The sequence below is a fragment of the Sneathiella sp. genome, assembly GCF_029233945.1.
Lineage (GTDB): Bacteria > Pseudomonadota > Alphaproteobacteria > Sneathiellales > Sneathiellaceae > Sneathiella.
Map to the genome: position 1 here is coordinate 1 of NZ_JARGOQ010000061.1, position 18809 is coordinate 18809.

Sequence of the window (18809 nt, forward strand, 5' to 3'; positions counted from 1 at the left end):
GCGCGCGGTCATCGGCAAAGGAAATCCCGCAATCGATCATCAACCATTTACCGTTACAGCAATAAAGATTGAGATTCATGCCAATCTCGCCGCTGCCGCCAAGGGGGAGAAAATAAAGGCCTTCCATAAGGGTCGTATCAAGTTTGGTCATAAAGACTTTCAGCTATTGCGGTAAAAAATTTCGACCAGCCCGGCAAGGGTAAGGTCGCCATTGACGATCTCGATCATATCCGTTCCCTTCGAGAAAAGCGGGGCGAGGCCACCGGTTGCTACTGTTTTCATATCGGCACCATATTCCGCACGGATCCGGCTGACGAGCCCCTCCACCATCGCGATATAGCCGCAATAAATGCCCGCCTGCATACATTCAATTGTATTCTTGCCGATCACATGTCCGGGGGCTTCCACCGCAATACGGGGAAGCTTGGCAGCCGCCCGGTACAGGGCATCAAGACTGAGATTGACACCCGGCGCAATCACGCCGCCGATATAGTTGCCATCGCCGTCCACAACATCAAAGTTTGTTGCCGTCCCGAAATCGATCACGACCAACGGGCCACCATAGAGGGAATGCGCCCCGACAGCATTAACAAGACGGTCCGCCCCGGCCTCCGACGGGCGATCGATCAGCGGGGTCATACCAAGATCGACATTCGGCTCCCCGATCACGAGCGGGGTCACGCCGAAATACCGCCGGCAAAACCCCTTGATATTGAACAGAGTCTCGGGAACAACAGTCGCAACGATCGCATGTTTCACATCGCTCAGATGTAGCCCGTCAATGGTCATTGCCTGACTAAGCCAGACGCCATATTCTTCCGCCGTACGGGAGCCAGACGTCGAAATTCGCCACTCATTGACCAGCTCCCGGTCTTTATAAGCCGCGCAGGTTATGTTGGTATTTCCGACATCGATCGCCAGTAACATCAGGATCTCCCTATTCAATCTCCGCAGGGGAAACTATAAACACTTCTCCCGCTGTAATCAGTTTTCTTTCGCCGTTATCCATCGTCAGGACTAGCGCACCGTTTTTGTCCAGATCTGAAAAAACACCTTCCAGCGTCTCGTTGGAGAGCCTGACCGTGATCCGTCCGCCAAGCCCCGTCGCATGGGCGAGCCACTCCTCACGGATCGGCACAAAGCCTTCCTGCCTCCAGGTCGTATATAGATCGAGAAGAGCGCAGGCATAGGCCGAGAGTACATCGGCAACTGTGAGCGATACGCCGACCTCATTTAGCGATATGGCCGGCAACCCGTCCGTATGCGTGGGAAAGGTTGCGATATTAACGCCCGTACCAGCGATAACATAGTCCATCATCCCGTTCTGCTTCATTTTGCTTTCGAGCAGGATGCCAACCAGTTTCCGCCCGTTTATCAGGACGTCATTCGGCCATTTAAGCTTGATGGAGGCATCTTTTCCCAAAAAAGGGGCGAGTGCCTTGTGAAAGGCGAGAGCAACCAGAAACGAGAGCCGCGCCGCCGCCGCCGGATCGCATTCAGGACGCAGGATCAGCGAACAATAGAGATTGCCTTCCGGGCTTGACCATTGACGGCCCCGGCGGCCGACCCCTTGTTCCTGCCGCTTGGCCCAGACGATAGCCCCCTCACCCTCTCCAGCATCCGCAAGCTTGCGGGCCTCTGTATTGGTGCTGCCCACCGTATCAAGCACCGTGAGCTTGTAGAACGGCGGGAGATCAATCCCGCCATTGGAAGTTTGGATCACGGGAACAGTACAGCCGCCGCCGCCTGCGCCCCATCAAGCAGGGGGCCCGGAAAGATGACGAAGAAAGAGATAAACAAGCCAGCCGCCGCCATGATGATCGACTGTGTCCGGCTAGTGGGCTCAAACCCTTCGGCTGGATCGTCGAAATACATAATCTTCACAATTCGAAGATAGTAATAGGCGCCGACAACCGAAGTCACCAAACCGATCACAGCAAGCGGGATAAGCCCGGCGTTCACCGCCGCAATAAAGATGTAGAATTTCCCGAAAAACCCGGCAAGCGGCGGAATGCCAGCGAGGCTGAACATGAAGATCAGGAAGAAGAAGGCCATCCAGGGCTGCGTCTTGCTGAGACCCGCCAACTCCGAAATATCCTCAACCATGCCATCGCGATGGCGCATCGAGAGGATGCAGGCGAAAGTGCCGATATTCATCACCACATAGATCGCCATATAGATCAGGACCCCGCGCACCCCTTCCTCGGTCCCGGCAGCTATGCCAACAAGCGCATAGCCGATATGACCGATGGAAGAATAGGCCATCAGCCGCTTGATATTCTTCTGGTTGATCGCGGCAAAGGCCCCGAGGATCATCGAGGCGATGGAAATAAAGACAATAATCTGCTGCCATTGTTCGACCAATTCACCAAAGGGCGTGACGAATACCCGCAGGAACAGGGCAATTGCCGCCACCTTTGGCGCCGCCGCAAAAAAGGCAGTGACAGGGGTCGGCACGCCTTCATAAACGTCCGGCGCCCACATATGAAATGGCACCGCCGATACCTTGAAGGCAAGACCGGCAATCATGAAGATCATGCCGATCAGCAGGCCGATACCCGCATCTTCTTCTCCGCTGGTGAACAAGCCAGCAAGAACATCAAAATTTGTCGTCCCGGTAAAGCCGTAGATCAGTGAAACACCATAGAGCAGCATGCCCGAAGACAGCGCGCCAAGAACAAAGTATTTAAGCCCTGCCTCGGTCGAGCGAACGCTATCGCGCTTGAAGGCCGCGGTCACATAGAGCGACAGGCTCATCAACTCGATACCCATATACATGGTCATCAGATCATTTGCCGAAATCATAACCATCATGCCGAGCGTGGCAATCACGATCAGGATCGGAAACTCAAAGCGGACCAGCTTTTCGCGCTTGTTAAAGTCAATCGACATGATGATGGCGAAGGCGGACGCGCCAAGGCACAGTGTCTTCATGAAGACAGCATAGGCATCATCGCGATACAGCCCATCGAATGTGGTGACACTGCTATATCCGTCAAACTGGACAAGCAGCCCGGCAATGATGAAAGACAGGACCGCCAGCCAGGAAATCAGGCTCGTCGCCTTGTTTCCCCGAAAGGCGCCGACCATCAAGAGCGCCATGGCGACACAGGCGAGGAATATTTCCGGAAGTGCGATTGAAAAATCAGGCAAAACCATTTCTTTAAACCTACCTACTTAGCCGCGTTGAGGATTGTTTTGCTGGCCTGCATGGCCGTTTCATGCTGATCCATCAGATTGACGACAGAGGCATGCATAACGTCCATGAACGGCTCCGGATAGATACCGATCCAGAAAGCCACCAGGATAAGCGGCGTGAAAATCAGGATTTCCCGCCGACCAACATCCATAATATTTTTAAGGTCATCCTTCACCAACTCGCCGAAGACAACCCGGCGATAAAGCCAGAGGCTATAGGCCGCGCCCAGAATAACACCGATGGTCGCGAGGAAGGCAACCGTCGTGTTGACCTGATAGGCACCAACCAGGATCAGGAATTCGCCGACAAACCCGCTGGTGCCAGGAAGGCCGATTGTCGCCATGGTGAAAATCAGGAAAATCAACGCGTAGCGCGGCATCCGGTTGACGAGGCCGCCATAGCGGGAAATCTCTCGCGTATGCAGCCGGTCATATACCACGCCGACACAGAGGAAGAGCGCCCCGGAAACGATACCATGGCTGATCATCTGCAGAATGCCGCCTTCCAGCCCCTGCTGGGTGAAGGTAAAGACGCCGATGGTGATGAAGCCCATATGCGCAACGGAGGAATAAGCGATCAGCTTCTTCATATCCTTCTGCACAAGCGCCACGAGCGACGTATAGATAATCGCGATAACGCTGAGCGCGAAGACAAGCGGCGCGAAATACTCGGATCCTTCCGGGAACATCGGGATAGAGAACCGCAGGAAGCCATAGCCCCCCATCTTCAGCAGCACGCCCGCCAGAATGACCGAGCCGGCCGTCGGGGCCTGCACATGGGCATCGGGCAGCCAGGTATGCACCGGCCACATCGGCACCTTCACCGCGAAAGAGGCAAAGAACGCGAGCCACAGCCAGAGCTGCAGATGCGGATCGAAGCTGAAGTTAATCAATGTCGGGATGTCCGTCGTCCCGGCGATGAAATACATGGTGATCATTGCCACCAGCATCAGTACCGAGCCTATCAGGGTATAGAGGAAGAACTTGAAGCTGGCATAAACGCGCTGCCCGCCACCCCAGATGCCGATAATCAGGAACATCGGGATCAGCCCGGCCTCGAAGAAGAGGTAGAACAGCACCATGTCAAGGGCACAGAAAACCCCGATCATCAGGCATTCCATCACCAGAAACGCGATCATATATTCCCGCACGCGAACGGTAATCGCCTCCCAACTCGCCAAAATACAAAGCGGCATCAGGAAGGTCGTCAAAATGATGAACAGCATCGAAATACCGTCCACGCCCATATGATAGTTGATGTTGTTGCCGAGCCAGCTGCTCTTTTCCACGAACTGGAAGGCCGCCGTATTGTTATCGAAATTGATCCAGATAAAGAGCGAGATAACGAAGGTGAACAGGGTTGTCCAAAGCGCGACCCAGCGGGCATTGCGCGCCGCCGACTCTTCCTTGCCACTGGTCAGCAGGATAAGCACCACCCCGATCAGGGGCAGAAATGTCACCGTTGATAAGATTGGCCAATCAAGCATGACTTAATGTCCACCCGCAAAGAAAAAGTAAGAAACAAAAGCAACAACACCGAGAAGCATGGCAAACGCGTAGTGATACACATAGCCGCTCTGGAGTTGGGAGGCGCGCCGCGCCAGCACCAGTACCCGACCGGCAACCCCGTTCGGACCCAGCCCGTCGATTACCTTGCCATCGCCAAAGGTCCAGAGGAACCGGCCAATGGCCTTGGAAGGACGAACGAAGACGAAGTCGTAAAGCTCATCAAAATACCATTTGTTGAGCAGGAACTGATAAAGCGCCGAATGTGTCTTGGCGAGCTGAACGGGGATTTCAGTGCGCCGAATATACATCTGCACCGTCAGGGCAAACGCGACCAATCCCACAATCAACGGCAACAGCTTGACCCAAGTTGGCACATGATGCGCATCGACCATGACATTGTTGCTTTCCAGGATCAGAATCGATGCGCCCCAGAACTCCTCATAATGGCCTTCCCAAGTCATCGGAATGACCATTGCCCCGCCAAAGATGGCCCCAAGCGCCAGCACACAAAGCGGAATCAGCATGACTTTCGGGCTTTCATGCACATGATCCATGACTTCCTTGCTCGCGCGAGGCTTGCCGTGGAATGTCATGAAGATGAGGCGGCCGGAGTAAAATGCCGTCAGCGCCGCCGCGGCAGTGCCCGCCCAGAAGGCATAGTCACCGACATTTGTTCCGGCGGCAAAGGCGCTTTCGATGATGAGGTCTTTCGACCAGAAACCGGCGAAGAACGGTATTCCGGCCAGAGCCAGCGACCCGATCCACATCATCGCATAAGTGAATTTAATATGTCGCCACAGGCCGCCCATGTTCCGCATGTCCTGTTCATCGGAAACCGCATGAATGACGGAACCCGCGCCAAGGAACAACAACGCCTTGAAGAAGGCATGGGTGAAGAGATGGAAAATCGCAACCGGATAAGCACCAATTCCGAGGGCAAAAAACATATAACCGAGCTGCGAACAGGTCGAATAGGCGATCACGCGCTTGATATCGTTCTGCACCAACCCAATGGTGGCGGCGAAAAAGCAGGTCGTCGCTCCGACAATTGTCACCACCATCAGCGCGTCGGGCGAATATTCGAATAGCGGGGAGCAGCGTGCCACCATAAAGACACCAGCCGTCACCATCGTCGCCGCATGGATCAGGGCAGAAACGGGCGTCGGGCCCTCCATCGCATCCGGCAACCAGGTGTGCAGGCCGATCTGGGCCGATTTACCCATGGCACCAACAAAGAGCAGCAGGCAAAGCGTCGTCAGGATATCAACCTGATAGCCAAGGAATTCGAAATGCTGGCCAACCTGGCCTGGTGCAGCCGCAAAAACATCATCGAAGCTGACAGAATCAAAGACAAAATAAATGCCCATAATACCAAGGGCAAAGCCGAAGTCGCCGACGCGGTTAACAACGAATGCCTTGATCGCCGCGGCATTCGCAGAAGGTTTTTTGTACCAAAAGCCGATCAGCAGATAGCTCGCAAGGCCAACCCCTTCCCAGCCAAAATAAAGCTGCACAAAGTTATCGGAGGTGACCAGCATCAACATCGCAAAGGTAAAGAGCGACAGATACGCCATGAAGCGCGGCTTATGCGGATCATGCGACATATAGCCAATGGAATAGACATGCACGACAGCAGAGACTGTGTTTACCACCACCAGCATAACAGCGGTCAGGCTGTCGATGCGAAGCATCCAGTTGACGTCAAAATCACCTGAATCGATCCAGGTCATCAACTCGATCACTTCCGTCGTCTGCTGAAACGCGATCTGATAAAGCGCAACCCAGGACAGGATCGCGCCAATAATAACGGCGGTGGACGTGACCAGCTGGCTACCGCGATCCCCGATGGCGCGGCCGAATAATCCGGCAATCAGCGCCGCGACCAGCGGCAGGAAAACGATGAGGACGTACATCATGATCTTGTCTTAACCCTTCATGTGATGGATGTCCTCAACCGCGATGGTGCCGCGATTTCGGAAGTAAACGACGAGAATGGCAAGCCCGATCGCCGCCTCACCGGCCGCAACGGTCAGGATAAACAGCGCGAACACCTGCCCGACGAGATTGCCAAGATAGGCAGAGAAGGCAACGAGGTTGATATTGACCGCAAGCAACATCAACTCGATCGACATCAGGATCACGATGACATTCTTCCGGTTCAGGAAGATGCCGAAAATACCCAGAGTCAGCAAAATGGCGGACACCGTCAGGTAATGTGCAAGACCGATTTCCATGTTTCCCCCTTACACACCTTGTCCTGGCTCAACCTTACGAACCGCCATCGACTCTTCAGGACGGCGATAGACCTGCCGGGCAATATTCTGTTTGCGAACGCCAGGCCGCGACCGGTTGGTCAGTACGATCGCCCCGATCATCGCCACCAGCAGGATCATGCCCGCAATCTGGAACAGATAGGCATAGTCCGTATAGATCACCTGCCCGATTTGCTCCGTATTCGTTAAATCGGTCATGAGGGGGGCGGCCTGCGATCCGACCTGTATCGCCTCCGGCGAGAGCGCCCAGCCGCTCACCACCAGAATAAGCTCAATCAACAGGATCAGACCGATCAAACCGCCGATTGGCAGATACTGCAAAAACCCCTGACGCAGTTCAGCGAAATTGATATCGAGCATCATCACAACGAAAAGGAACAGGACCGCCACAGCACCCACATAGACCACGATCAGAATCATCGCGATGAATTCTGCGCCCAAGAGCACAAAGAGAGCGGCCGAGTTAAAGAAGGCGAGGATGAGATAGAGCACGGAGTGAACCGGGTTCTTCGCCGAGATCACCATAAATGCCGAAGCAATGGTCATCGCCGCAAAAAGATAGAAGGCAATTGTCGAGATAATCATCGCGCCCCTCTTCCCGTGATATTTAGATCCGTCTTTCGCATGGCTGTCACACTCTTACTTTCGATTATCTGTACGGTGCTTCCGCAACCAGATTCTGGGCGACTTCCTGCTCCCAGCGGTCGCCGTTAGCAAGCAGCTTTTCCTTATCGTAAAAAAGCTCTTCACGGGTCTCGGTGGCAAACTCAAAGTTCGGCCCTTCAACAATGGCGTCAACCGGACAAGCCTCCTGACAGAAACCGCAATAGATGCATTTTGTCATATCGATGTCATAACGGGTGGTGCGCCGGCTCCCGTCGTCACGCGGTTCCGCTTCAATGGTGATAGCAAGCGCCGGGCAGGCCGCCTCGCACAGCTTGCAGGCAATGCAGCGTTCTTCCCCGTTGGGATAGCGCCGCAGGACATGCTCACCGCGAAAGCGCGGGCTCAAGGGCCCTTTTTCATATGGATAGTTGATGGTCGCTTTTGTCTTGAACATATAGCGGAACGTTGTCGCCAGACCGGTGACAATCTCCGCCAAAAGCAAGCTGCGCGCCTGTTTATCGATAAAGCTCATATTAAAACAGCCTTTTCACTATCTCATTCTGCCGTCGCCCGAATTCCGGCGCCGACGGTTCACTTAAACTTGCCTTATGCCGGGACCATGTCGAAATAGACAAGGAAACCGGCCGTGACGACCACCCATAACAGGGAGAAGGGCAAAAACACTTTCCAGCCGAGCCGCATCAGCTGATCATACCGGTACCGTGGCAGCGTCGCCCGCACCCAGATGAAGACGAACAGCAACACCGCGATCTTGATCCCGAACCAGATGATCCCCGGGATCCAGGTGAAGATGGCCCAATCCGCCGGCGGCAGCCAGCCGCCAAGAAACAGCACTGTACAAATCCCGCTCATCAAGATCATGTTGGCATATTCACCGAGGAAGAAGAGCGCGAATGCCATCGAGGAATATTCAGTCTGATAGCCCGCGACGAGTTCCGCTTCCGCCTCCGGCAGGTCGAACGGATGGCGGTTTGTCTCCGCCAGGATCGAGACGAAAAAGATGATGAACATCGGAAAGAGCGGAACAAACCACCAGTTCAATAAGCCAAGATCACCCTTCTGCGATTCCACGATCCCCGTCAGATTAAGCGTTCCCGCGCAGAGCAGCACTGTCACGATCACAAAGCCGATGGACACCTCGTAAGACACCATCTGCGCCGCCGACCGCAACGCGCCCAGAAATGGATAGCGGGAGTTAGAAGCCCAACCCGCAACAATAATGCCGTAAACGCCGAGCGATGAAATGGCAAACAGATACAGCACACCCACATTGATATCGGCGAGTACCCATCCCTCATCAAAGGGAATCACAGCCCAGGCGATCAGGCTCAGGATAAAGGTCACCATAGGCGCGAGCAGGAACAGCACTTTGTTTGCACCTGTCGGAACAACCGTTTCCTTGAAAAAGAGCTTCGCACCATCAGCAAGAGGCTGCAGCAGACCAAAAGGCCCGACAACATTCGGTCCCTTACGCAGCTGCATCACAGCCATGACTTTCCGTTCATAAAGCGTCAGATAAGCGACAGCCAGAAGTAACGGTAGAACGATCAGCAAAATCTGGCCGACAATAATCAGGGCCGGGAGAAGATAAATATCCCAAAACTCAGCCATTTGTACCGGTCCCCTCACCCTTTACTTTAGAGAAAGTCGCACTGCATTCCGCCATGATCCGGCTGGAACGGGAAATCGGATTGGTCAGGTAGTAATCCGTGATCGGGTTGGCGAAAGGCGCATCCTCAATCGTCCCTTCCGTGCCGAACGGAGTCCAGTCTGCGGCTGTCACCTGATCGATGTCGGCAAAATGAGGCGCAACCTCAACCATCTTCTCACGAAGTTCCCGTATTGTATTGTAAGGCAGCGTTTTTTCGAGCTTTTCCGAAAGCGCCCGAAGGATCGTCCAATCCTCCCGTGCGTCACCCGGCGGGAAGACGGCCCGCCGCCCGAGCTGTACCCGGCCTTCCGTATTCACCCAGGTCGCGTCCTTTTCCGTATAGGCCGCGCCCGGCAAGATGACATCGGCAGCACTTGCCCCGGCATCGCCATGGCTGCCCTGATAAATCACGAAACTATTCGTAAGCTTGGAGGTATCAATTTCATCGGCGCCGAGCAGGAACAGAACCTCAAGCGAGCCATCGAGCATTTCCGTCGCGGATCTGCTACCCTCACCCGGCACAAGACCGAGATCAAGACCCGCAACCCGAGCAGCAGCTGTGTGAAGAACGTTAAAGCCATTCCAATCATCAGAGACAAGGCCATACTCATCGGCGATTTTCTTCGCCAGGGCTAAAACCGCCGCGCCGTCATTCCGGCTGAGCGCGCCCTGCCCGACGATGATCATCGGCCGTTCCGCTTTCTTCAGGGTCTCGGCGAAAGAATGCTTTCCTTCCGCCACTTCCTTCAAGGTCGCCGGACCGGCGCCAAGATAGTCATAGCCATAGGTCAAATCGACCTGCTCCCCAATCAGGGCAATCGGGAAGTTACCCCTTTTCCAACGCTTGCGAATCCGGGCATTGATCAACGCCGCTTCATGACGTGGATTGCTGCCGACAATCAAAAGAGCATCGGCCTCATCGATTCCGGCGATGGAGGTGTTAAAGAGATAACCGCTCCGGCTTTCCGTCGTCAGCGCCGCGCCATCCTGACGGCAATCGATATTCGGCGATTCTAAAAGATCCATCAGATCTTTCAGCGCCGTCATGCTCTCGGCGCAGGCCAGATCCCCGGCAAGGGCGCCTATCTTGCCACCTTCCAGTCCGTCGAGCTTGGCGGCGATGGTATCAAACGCCTCGCCCCAACTTGCGGGCTGCAATTGGCCGTCTTTGCGGACGTAAGGCGTATCAAGCCGTTGCGCTTTCAGCCCGTCATAGGAAAACCGCGAGCGGTCCGAGAGCCACTCTTCATTCACATCCTCATTGAGGCGGGGCAAAAAGCGCATCACTTCCTTGCCGCGGCTATCAATCCGGATATTCGCCCCGACCGCGTCAAGCACGTCGACACTCTCGGTTTTGGAAAGTTCCCACGGACGCGCCGTAAAGGCATAAGGCTTTGAGGTCAGCGCCCCAACCGGACATAAATCAATGATATTGCCAGACAATTCACTATCAAGCGCCTGCTCAAGATAGGTGGCGATTTCCATATTCTCGCCGCGATTAATCGCACCCAGTTCCTCAACACCGGCGACTTCCGTCGCGAAACGTACGCAACGTGTACAGTGAATACAGCGCGTCATCGTCGTCTTGATGAGAGGGCCCATATTCTTTTCCGCAACAGAGCGTTTCAGCTCATCATAGCGGCTGTTGCCGGAGCCATAGGCCATCGACTGATCCTGCAAATCACATTCGCCGCCCTGATCACAGATCGGACAATCGAGCGGATGGTTGATCAGCAGGAACTCCATCGCCCCTTCCCGGCCTTCTTTCACTTTTTGGCTGTTGGTGTGAATAACCATGCCATCACCCGCCGGCATGGCACAGGACGCGATCAGTTTGGGCGCTTTCTCCATCTCCACCAGGCACATACGGCAGTTGCCGGCAATCGACAGCCGCTCATGATAGCAAAAGCGCGGAATTTCCGCGCCCGCTTCCTCACAGGCCTGAAGAACCGTGGTTCCCGGATCGACTGTAACTTCTACACCATCTACTGTAAGTGTCGGCATTCTTCACTCCCCACGCGGTCCAGCCCTCAGGCCGCCCGTGCAGCCTTCCGTGATTTAATACGTTCCTCGATGACCGGGCGGAAGTGCCGCACCAGCCCCTGAATTGGCCAGGCCGCCGCGTCACCAAGGGCGCAGATGGTATGACCTTCAATCCGTTTCGATACATTGATCAGCATGTCAATTTCCTCAATCTCCGCATCGCCGGAGACGAGTCGCTGCATCACCCGCCACATCCAGCCAGTGCCTTCGCGGCACGGCGTACACTGGCCGCAGCTTTCATGCTTGTAGAAATGCGAGAGCCGCTCAATCGCGCGGATCACATCCGTCGATTTGTCCATGACGATGACGGCGGCGGTGCCGAGCCCGCTCTGGGCATCGCGCAAGCTGTCAAAATCCATCAACATCGTATCGCAGGTTTCTTTAGGCAACATCGGAACCGACGATCCACCCGGGATAATGGCCAGCAGGTTATCCCACCCGCCGCGCACGCCACCCGCATGTTTCTCAATCAGCTCTTTGAGCGGAATGCCCATTTCCTCTTCCACATTGCAGGGCTTGTTCACATGGCCCGAGATGCAAAAGAGTTTGGTGCCGGTATTATTCGGGCGGCCAAGACCGGAGAACCAGCCCTCCCCGCGCCGCAGAATTTCCGGGGCGACCGCAATGCTCTCGACATTGTTCACGGTCGAAGGGCAGCCCCAGACACCGACATTGGCCGGGAACGGCGGTTTCAGGCGTGGTTGGCCCTTGTTGCCCTCAAGGCTTTCGATCAGGGCCGTTTCCTCGCCGCAGATATAAGCGCCTGCGCCGCGATGCAAATAGATATCGAAATCATAGCCAGAGCCGGAGGCATTCTTGCCAATCAGCCCGTCATCGTAGGCTTCCTGAATGGCAATCTCCAGATTGATGGCCTCCTGCACGAATTCGCCGCGAATATAGATATAGGCCGCGATGGCCCGCATGGCGAAACCGGCAACGAGGCAACCCTCCAGCAAGCGATGCGGATCGAAGCGCATGATTTCCCGGTCCTTACAGGTGCCAGGCTCGGATTCATCCGCATTGACCACAAGATAGCTTGGGCGGCCATCGGATTCTTTGGGCATGAAGGACCATTTCAAGCCCGTCGGGAAGCCCGCACCGCCGCGCCCGCGCAGGCCGCTTTCCTTCATCGCGTCTATAATACCGTCCTGCCCCATCTCGATGAGGGTCTTCGTATTATCCCAGATGCCGCGGCTTTTCGCGCCTGCGAGTTTCCAATCGTGAATGCCGTACAGATTGGTGAAAATCCGATCCTGATCTTTCAGCATTACGCGTCCCCCGTCTTTTCAAGCAAAGTTGCCGGTCCACCTTCCGGGGCCGAATTGATCCGGTCAATCTGCGGACCCTTTGGCGGAACCTCGCCGCTCGCCAGCTTATCAAGAACTGCCTCAAAATTTTCGGCATTCAGATCTTCATAGAAATCATCATTGATTTGCACGACGGGCGCGTTCACGCAGGCACCGAGGCACTCGACTTCCAGCAGGCTGAACATGCCATCCTCAGTCGTCTCGCCATTGGTGATCCCGAGCTTGTTCTTGCAGACAGCCTCCAGATCATCGCTACCGCGCAACCAGCAGGGCGTCGTCCGGCAAAGCTGGAGGAAATATTTTCCGACTGGTTTGAGGTTATACATGGTGTAGAAGGTCGCCACCTCCAGCACGCGCATGTAAGGGACGTTCAGGAAATTGCCGACGTACTCAAGCGTTTCTTTCGAGAGCCAGTTTTCGTTCTGGCGTTGCGCAAGATCAAGAAGCGGCATCACCGCGCTTTGCTGACGGCCTTCAGGGTATCTCGCGATGAACTTCTGGGCCTTTTCGACATTTTCAGCCGTAAATTCAAAGGCTTTACCTGTTTCGATAACCTGACTCACCGGTCCACCTCACCAAAAACGATATCCAAACTGCCGAGAATAGCTGACGCATCGGCCAGCATATGGCCCCTGGTTAAAAAGTCCATGCCCTGCAAATGCGCAAAACCCGGCGCCCTGATCTTGCAGCGATAGGGTTTGTTCGATCCGTCGGAAACCAGATAAACGCCAAATTCGCCCTTCGGCGCCTCTACTGCCGTGTAAGTCTCTCCGGCCGGAACCTTGACACCCTCAGTGTAATGCTTGAAATGATTGATCAATGCTTCCATCGACGTCTTCATTTCGCTCCGGCGCGGCGGGGCGACCTTGGGATCGGTCGAGAGAACCGGGCCCGGCTTCATCTGATCCAGGCACTGCGTCATAATCCGCATGGACTGGCGCATTTCCTCCATCCGCATCAGATAGCGGTCAAAACAGTCCCCATTGAGACCCACGGGAATGTCAAAATCCATCTTTGCATAAACGTCATAGGGCTGCGCTTTTCGCAAATCCCAGGCAAGCCCGGTTGAGCGAAGCATCACCCCGGAAAACCCCCACGCCATCGCCTCTTCTTCAGAGACAACGCCGATATCGACATTCCGTTGCTTGAAAATGCGGTTTTCGGTGAGCAGCGCCTCGACATCGTCAAGGACAGCCGGAAAATGCTCTATAAAGATGCGAATGTCGTCCATCAGTTTTTCGGAAATATCCTGATGAACGCCGCCAACGCGGAAATAGGCCGCATGCATCCGCGCCCCACTCGCCCGCTCATAAAACTCCATCAATGTTTCGCGCTCAACAAAGGCCCAGAGCATCGGCGTTGTCGCGCCAACATCCATGGCCTGTGCACAGACATTCATGATGTGATTGAGAATACGGGAGATTTCCGAGAAGAGAACACGGATATACTGCGCCCGCTCCGGCACTTCGCAGCCGAGAAGTTTTTCTGCCGCCAGCACAAAGGCATGCTCCTGACTCATCGCCGCCACATAATCGAGACGGTCGAAATACGGCATCGCCTGCATATAGGTTTTATGCTCGATCAGCTTTTCGGTGCCGCGGTGCAGCAGGCCGATATGCGGATCGATCCGCTCAACCACCTCACCGTCAAGTTCCATCACCATCCGCAGCACACCATGGGCCGCCGGATGCTGCGGACCGAAGTTAAGCGTGTAATTCTTGATCTGGACTTCCGCCATCAGCCCTGTCCTTCCGCTTTTTCATCGCCGGGCAGGACATATTCAGTTCCTTCCCAAGGGCTTTCAAAATCAAACTTGCGAAATTCCTGCGTCAGGTTGACAGGCTCATAGACAACCCGTTTTTCATCTTCGCTATAGCGCAACTCGACATAGCCGGTAAGCGGGAAATCCTTGCGCAACGGATGGCCTTCAAAACCATAATCCGTCAGCATCCGGCGCAAGTCCGGGTGGCCGGAAAACATAATGCCGTACATATCCCAGGCTTCACGCTCGAACCAGTTCGCCGCCGGGAACAGCCCGACAACGGACGGTACCGGTGTCCGCGCGTCCGTCTCTGCCTTGACAATAATCCGCTGGTTATGGCGGAGACTGAGAAGATTATAGACGACATCGAAACGCTTCACGCGCGTCGGGTAATCCACCCCGCAGACATCACAAAGAATCTCGAACTTGCAATTCGGATCATTGCGCAGGAATTCGAGTGTCTTGTCCAGCGATTCTGCGCGGACATTGACGGTCAACTCACCGAAGGCGATGTTAGTCGACACCACTTCGTCGGAACGTTCGGCCGCGATCAACTCGCCCAGCTCTACAAGCGCTTCATTCATGTAACTGACGACCCTTTCCGTTAGCGCAAAAATGTTCCGGTGCGGCGAATTTTCTTCTGCAGCTGAAAGACACCGTAGATCAGCGCTTCTGCCGTTGGCGGGCATCCGGGTACATAAATGTCAACCGGGACAATCCGGTCGCAGCCGCGCACAACAGAATAGGAATAATGATAGTACCCCCCGCCATTCGCGCAGGAGCCCATGGAAATGACATAACGCGGCTCCGCCATCTGGTCATAAACCTTGCGAAGCGCTGGCGCCATCTTGTTGGTGAGCGTACCGGCAACGATCATGACATCAGACTGACGAGGCGAACCACGCGGAACAACGCCGAGCCGTTCCATATCGTAGCGGGGCTGCCAGGCGTGCATCATCTCTACCGCGCAACAGGCCAAACCGAATGTCATTGGCCAGAGAGAACCCGTCCGTGCCCAGTTGACAAGCTTATCTACCTGAGTGACGACAAAACCCTTATCGTCCAGCTCCTGACCAACCTGACGGAAAAACGCGTCCTGATCTTGTGCGCCGGGCTGGGCTTCCGTACCGACCAGTTCAGAACTTACTCCCATTCCAGAGCTCCCTTTTTCCATTCATAAATAAAGCCGATTGTGAGGATCCCGAGGAACACCATCATCGACCAGAACCCAAACAATCCAATCCCACCAAGGGAAATAGACCAGGGAAACAAAAATGCCACTTCAAGATCGAAAATGATGAACAGGATGGCGACCAAGTAGAACCGGACATCAAACTGATTGCGGGCATCATCGAAGGGTTCGAAACCACATTCATAAGGAGAGAGTTTTTCGGCGTCCGGATGCTGCGCTGCGACAATCATGGACGCGATCACAATAACGGCGGACAACCCGACCGCTAATCCCAGAAAGATCAAAATGGGTAAATATTCTACGAGCAAGGCTTCCATAATATCAAAACTGCCACGAAAAACGGATCAAGATCAACCCATTTAGCGGCAACCCCTCCTACCAATTACGTTCGGTATTATAGTGTCGGGTTATAAGGAAGAAAACCGAATTAGCAACAAAATTCGGCCATAATTTGCAATGCGGGAACGCAAACGCACACGGCGCCCGGTGATTGACAGGGCAGCTAAGAATCGTTCGCAATTTTGGGAGAAAGTGGCGGGAGTGACGGGGCTCGAACCCGCGACCTCCGGCGTGACAGGCCGGCGCTCTAACCAACTGAGCTACACCCCCGCAGGGACGCTGTTTTGTATTGGACCCGATGGGCCCTGTCAAGCCGCATAAAAAAGATTTCGAAAATTAATTCTCTCTCTTTTGCAGCCCACCTGAAGTCATTGAACAACCGGGACCGCCGGATGCAGCATATCGCAAAGATACGCACACACCGCCTGCCATAATTGCCCGTCATTTTCCGCCTTCAGATGCAAATGACGACAGTTTGCGGTAATGCATAAACCACATGACCGCATACAGATACTAACAGCATATTATTGAAAATGGTGGGTGATGAGAGATTCGAACTCCCGACCCTCTCGGTGTAAACGAGATGCTCTAACCAGCTGAGCTAATCACCCTTTTTCCAAGCGAGCCCGTGTATATCAACCTACACCGGCAATTGGAAGTAAAAAAAACGAAGCCAGATTCAAATAAATGAATCTGGCATTCATTTTGGTCCGCAACAGCGAGTGTTACTTGTTGACCGAGTCCTTCAAGGCCTTACCAGCTTTGAATTTCGGCTGTTTGGAAGCCGGAATCTTGATCGTTTCGCCAGTGCGCGGATTACGCCCTTCAGAGGCTTTGCGATCAGCAACGCTGAACGTGCCAAAGCCGACGAGGCGAACTTCATCGCCGCCACTTAAAGCGCCGGAAACCGCTTCGAGAACTGCATCAACACTTTTCCCTGCTTCTGCTTTCCCCAGACCTGAAATATCAGCAACTGCGGCAATGAGATCATTCTTATTCACTATAAGCCCCCTTCAATTTAGACTTGAACATATCTTATCAAGAAATTCGTTTAAGACGGTGGAATACTAGTTTGTCGGCTGCTCCGGGTCAAAGGGAAAAATCAAGATATCCCCAACTTTTCTGCGGTTTTGACCCGGTTTTCGATTAAAGTCAGTGAGTTGTTACCCCATCCTCAACTTTTCGCTGAGCAGCCGCCCCGGCTAGTTCCTTCGCCAGTTCCTCCTCGGTCCAATTCAACGGAACGAGGGGTTTCGTCAAGGCATGTTTCAGAACTTCCGAAACTTCTGAAACAGGGATGATTTCCAGTCCCTCTTTCACATTGTCCGGAATTTCTGCAAGATCCTTTTCATTATCCTTTGGAATCAACACCTTTTTGATTCCGCCACGGAGCGCCGCCAGAAGTTTTTCCTTCAGGCCGCCAATCGGCAGAACCCGCCCACGCAAGGTAACCTCGCCGGTCATGGCGACATCCTTGCGCACAGGAATATCGGTCAACACCGAGATGATCGAGGTGACCATGGCAACACCGGCGGACGGTCCATCCTTCGGCGTTGCGCCTTCGGGCACATGAACATGAATGTCATGTTTGTCAAAATCCGTCGGCTTAACACCCATTTCAAGGCAGCGCGATTGCACAAAACTTTTCGCGGCCTGTACAGATTCCTGCATAACATCGCCAAGTTTACCGGTAATCTGCATCCGGCCCTTGCCATAAAGCTTGACCGCTTCAATGGTGAGCAGCTCGCCGCCAACCTCGGTCCAGGCAAGGCCGGTCGTCAGGCCGACCTGATCCATTTCCTCAACCTCGCCGAAGCGATACTTCCGGACACCGGAATAATCTTTCAGGTTATCGGAGGTGATCGCGACGGATTTCACGCCATCGGTAATGATCTCCTTGATCGATTTCCGGCAAAGCTTCGCAAGCTCCCGCTCCAGATTACGGACCCCGGCTTCGCGGGCGTAATAGCGGATAAGATCGCGGATCGCCTCATCGGTGATCGACCATTCATCCTGCTTCAGGCCATGCGCTTTCATCTGTTTTTTCACAAGATGACGCTTGGCAATCTCAACCTTTTCATCTTCCGTGTAACCGGAGAGATGAATGATTTCCATACGATCACGGAGCGGTCCCGGCATATTCAGAGAGTTCGCCGTGCAAATGAACATTACCTCGGAAAGGTCAAACTCGACTTCAAGATAATGATCGGCAAATGTCGCATTCTGCTCCGGATCCAGCACTTCAAGAAGTGCAGATGACGGATCACCGCGGAAGTCATTTCCGAGTTTGTCGATCTCATCGAAGAGAAACAGCGGATTGCTCGATTTCGCCTTCTTCATCGACTGAACAACCTTGCCCGGCATGGAACCGATATAGGTCCGGCGATGACCACGAATTTCCGCCTCGTCGCGCACACCGCCGAGGGCTACGCGTACAAAGTTCCGGCCCGTCGCCTTGGCAACCGACTTACCGAGTGAGGTTTTACCAACACCGGGAGGGCCAACAAGACACAGAATAGAGCCGCGAATTTTCTTCATCCGCTGCTGCACGGCGAGATATTCAATGATACGTTCCTTGACTTTCTCAAGGCCGTAATGATCGTCATTGAGGATTTTTTCAGCCCGGACAAGATCCTTCTTGATGCGGGTCCGCTTGTTCCACGGCAGGCTGGTGATCCAGTCGAGATAGTTCCGAACGACCGTTGCCTCGGCTGACATCGGGCTCATATTCCGGAGTTTCTTCATCTCCTGATTACATTTTTCGAGCGCTTCCTTGGTCAGCTTGGTCTTGGCGATTTTCTCTTCAAGCTCGGTCAGTTCATCGCGGCCATCCTCGCCTTCGCCGAGTTCCTTCTGGATCGCCTTCATCTGCTCATTGAGATAATATTCGCGCTGGGTCTTCTCCATC

Annotated in this window: 17 protein-coding genes, 2 tRNA genes and 1 pseudogene; all 20 read right to left on the reverse strand. The window is 54.3% G+C overall.

All coding sequences use genetic code 11. From position 1 onward, the window contains the following. Nucleotides 1–159 precede the first annotated feature (159 nt). Entirely contained in the window at nucleotides 160–927 is a 768-nt protein-coding gene (locus P1U71_RS15545) for a type III pantothenate kinase (protein ID WP_301106545.1), read from the reverse strand. A 10-nt stretch (nucleotides 928–937) separates the two neighbouring features. After that, the gene (locus tag P1U71_RS15550) at nucleotides 938–1723 is read right to left on the reverse strand and encodes a biotin--[acetyl-CoA-carboxylase] ligase (RefSeq protein ID WP_301106546.1); all 786 of its coding nucleotides are present in this window, start codon (nucleotides 1721–1723) and stop codon (nucleotides 938–940) included. Beyond that, nucleotides 1720–3159: an NADH-quinone oxidoreductase subunit NuoN gene (gene nuoN / locus P1U71_RS15555; protein ID WP_367281208.1), complete on the reverse strand. Its 1440-nt coding sequence runs from the start codon at nucleotides 3157–3159 to the stop codon at nucleotides 1720–1722. The genes P1U71_RS15550 and nuoN overlap by 4 nt, the downstream gene beginning before the upstream one ends. A gap of 14 nt (nucleotides 3160–3173) precedes the next feature. Continuing rightward, a complete protein-coding gene (locus P1U71_RS15560; protein ID WP_301106548.1) occupies nucleotides 3174–4685 on the reverse strand; it encodes an NADH-quinone oxidoreductase subunit M in 1512 nt (503 codons plus the stop codon). Nucleotides 4686–4688: 3 nt separating this feature from the next. Then, complete coding sequence (gene nuoL, locus P1U71_RS15565) at nucleotides 4689–6620, reverse strand: NADH-quinone oxidoreductase subunit L (RefSeq protein WP_367281210.1); 1932 nt, start codon at nucleotides 6618–6620, stop codon at nucleotides 4689–4691. Nucleotides 6621–6632: 12 nt separating this feature from the next. Further along, a complete protein-coding gene (nuoK, locus tag P1U71_RS15570; RefSeq protein ID WP_161315086.1) occupies nucleotides 6633–6941 on the reverse strand; it encodes an NADH-quinone oxidoreductase subunit NuoK in 309 nt (102 codons plus the stop codon). Between the two features lie 9 nt (nucleotides 6942–6950). Next, nucleotides 6951–7565, reverse strand: coding sequence for an NADH-quinone oxidoreductase subunit J (locus tag P1U71_RS15575; protein WP_301106550.1), 615 nt, complete (start codon nucleotides 7563–7565; stop codon nucleotides 6951–6953). A 64-nt stretch (nucleotides 7566–7629) separates the two neighbouring features. Beyond that, nucleotides 7630–8118 (reverse strand): NADH-quinone oxidoreductase subunit NuoI, encoded by a 489-nt coding sequence (nuoI, locus tag P1U71_RS15580; protein WP_301106551.1) that lies wholly within the window; start codon nucleotides 8116–8118, stop codon nucleotides 7630–7632. Nucleotides 8119–8192: 74 nt separating this feature from the next. Beyond that, nucleotides 8193–9218 (reverse strand): NADH-quinone oxidoreductase subunit NuoH, encoded by a 1026-nt coding sequence (nuoH, locus tag P1U71_RS15585; RefSeq protein WP_301106552.1) that lies wholly within the window; start codon nucleotides 9216–9218, stop codon nucleotides 8193–8195. After that, complete coding sequence (gene nuoG, locus P1U71_RS15590; protein WP_301106553.1) at nucleotides 9211–11262, reverse strand: NADH-quinone oxidoreductase subunit NuoG; 2052 nt, start codon at nucleotides 11260–11262, stop codon at nucleotides 9211–9213. Before nuoG ends, nuoH begins: the two co-directional genes overlap by 8 nt. Before the next feature lie 26 nt (nucleotides 11263–11288). Continuing rightward, nucleotides 11289–12569, reverse strand: a complete 1281-nt coding sequence (nuoF, locus tag P1U71_RS15595) for an NADH-quinone oxidoreductase subunit NuoF (RefSeq protein ID WP_301106554.1) — start codon at nucleotides 12567–12569, stop codon at nucleotides 11289–11291. Further along, nucleotides 12569–13171 carry an NADH-quinone oxidoreductase subunit NuoE gene (gene nuoE / locus P1U71_RS15600; protein ID WP_301106555.1) on the reverse strand — a complete coding sequence of 201 codons (603 nt, stop codon included), beginning with the start codon at nucleotides 13169–13171 and terminating at the stop codon, nucleotides 12569–12571. The genes nuoF and nuoE overlap by 1 nt, the downstream gene beginning before the upstream one ends. Then, nucleotides 13168–14346, reverse strand: a complete 1179-nt coding sequence (locus P1U71_RS15605; protein WP_301106556.1) for an NADH-quinone oxidoreductase subunit D — start codon at nucleotides 14344–14346, stop codon at nucleotides 13168–13170. Before P1U71_RS15605 ends, nuoE begins: the two co-directional genes overlap by 4 nt. Next, nucleotides 14346–14954, reverse strand: a complete 609-nt coding sequence (locus P1U71_RS15610; RefSeq protein ID WP_301106557.1) for an NADH-quinone oxidoreductase subunit C — start codon at nucleotides 14952–14954, stop codon at nucleotides 14346–14348. Before P1U71_RS15610 ends, P1U71_RS15605 begins: the two co-directional genes overlap by 1 nt. Before the next feature lie 20 nt (nucleotides 14955–14974). Continuing rightward, nucleotides 14975–15472 (reverse strand): annotated as a pseudogene (locus tag P1U71_RS15615) (NADH-quinone oxidoreductase subunit B family protein); the annotation flags it as partial. A 41-nt stretch (nucleotides 15473–15513) separates the two neighbouring features. Next, nucleotides 15514–15879: an NADH-quinone oxidoreductase subunit A gene (locus P1U71_RS15620; protein ID WP_367281209.1), complete on the reverse strand. Its 366-nt coding sequence runs from the start codon at nucleotides 15877–15879 to the stop codon at nucleotides 15514–15516. A gap of 215 nt (nucleotides 15880–16094) precedes the next feature. Beyond that, nucleotides 16095–16171 (reverse strand) — tRNA-Asp (locus P1U71_RS15625). A gap of 264 nt (nucleotides 16172–16435) precedes the next feature. Then, a tRNA-Val gene (locus P1U71_RS15630) sits at nucleotides 16436–16512 on the reverse strand. 114 nt (nucleotides 16513–16626) lie between these two features. Beyond that, nucleotides 16627–16902 (reverse strand): HU family DNA-binding protein, encoded by a 276-nt coding sequence (locus P1U71_RS15635; RefSeq protein ID WP_161315097.1) that lies wholly within the window; start codon nucleotides 16900–16902, stop codon nucleotides 16627–16629. 151 nt (nucleotides 16903–17053) lie between these two features. Beyond that, nucleotides 17054–18809, reverse strand: a 1756-nt coding sequence (gene lon / locus P1U71_RS15640) for an endopeptidase La (RefSeq protein ID WP_301106560.1), incomplete at its 5' end; no start/stop codon positions are given.

Excerpts from the sequence above, each read along its gene's own strand:
- P1U71_RS15575 (WP_301106550.1), bottom strand. The coding sequence starts at position 7,565 with ATGATTATCTCGACAATTGCCTTCTATCTTTTTGCGGCGATGACCATT.
- P1U71_RS15560 (WP_301106548.1), bottom strand. The coding sequence starts at position 4,685 with ATGCTTGATTGGCCAATCTTATCAACGGTGACATTTCTGCCCCTGATC.
- nuoL (WP_367281210.1), bottom strand. The coding sequence starts at position 6,620 with ATGTACGTCCTCATCGTTTTCCTGCCGCTGGTCGCGGCGCTGATTGCC.
- nuoI (WP_301106551.1), bottom strand. The coding sequence starts at position 8,118 with ATGAGCTTTATCGATAAACAGGCGCGCAGCTTGCTTTTGGCGGAGATT.
- P1U71_RS15620 (WP_367281209.1), bottom strand. The coding sequence starts at position 15,879 with ATGGAAGCCTTGCTCGTAGAATATTTACCCATTTTGATCTTTCTGGGA.
- nuoH (WP_301106552.1), bottom strand. The coding sequence starts at position 9,218 with ATGGCTGAGTTTTGGGATATTTATCTTCTCCCGGCCCTGATTATTGTC.
- P1U71_RS15545 (WP_301106545.1), bottom strand. The coding sequence starts at position 927 with ATGTTACTGGCGATCGATGTCGGAAATACCAACATAACCTGCGCGGCT.
- P1U71_RS15605 (WP_301106556.1), bottom strand. The coding sequence starts at position 14,346 with ATGGCGGAAGTCCAGATCAAGAATTACACGCTTAACTTCGGTCCGCAG.
- P1U71_RS15610 (WP_301106557.1), bottom strand. The coding sequence starts at position 14,954 with ATGAATGAAGCGCTTGTAGAGCTGGGCGAGTTGATCGCGGCCGAACGT.
- nuoF (WP_301106554.1), bottom strand. The coding sequence starts at position 12,569 with ATGCTGAAAGATCAGGATCGGATTTTCACCAATCTGTACGGCATTCAC.
- nuoG (WP_301106553.1), bottom strand. The coding sequence starts at position 11,262 with ATGCCGACACTTACAGTAGATGGTGTAGAAGTTACAGTCGATCCGGGA.
- nuoN (WP_367281208.1), bottom strand. The coding sequence starts at position 3,159 with ATGGTTTTGCCTGATTTTTCAATCGCACTTCCGGAAATATTCCTCGCC.
- nuoK (WP_161315086.1), bottom strand. The coding sequence starts at position 6,941 with ATGGAAATCGGTCTTGCACATTACCTGACGGTGTCCGCCATTTTGCTG.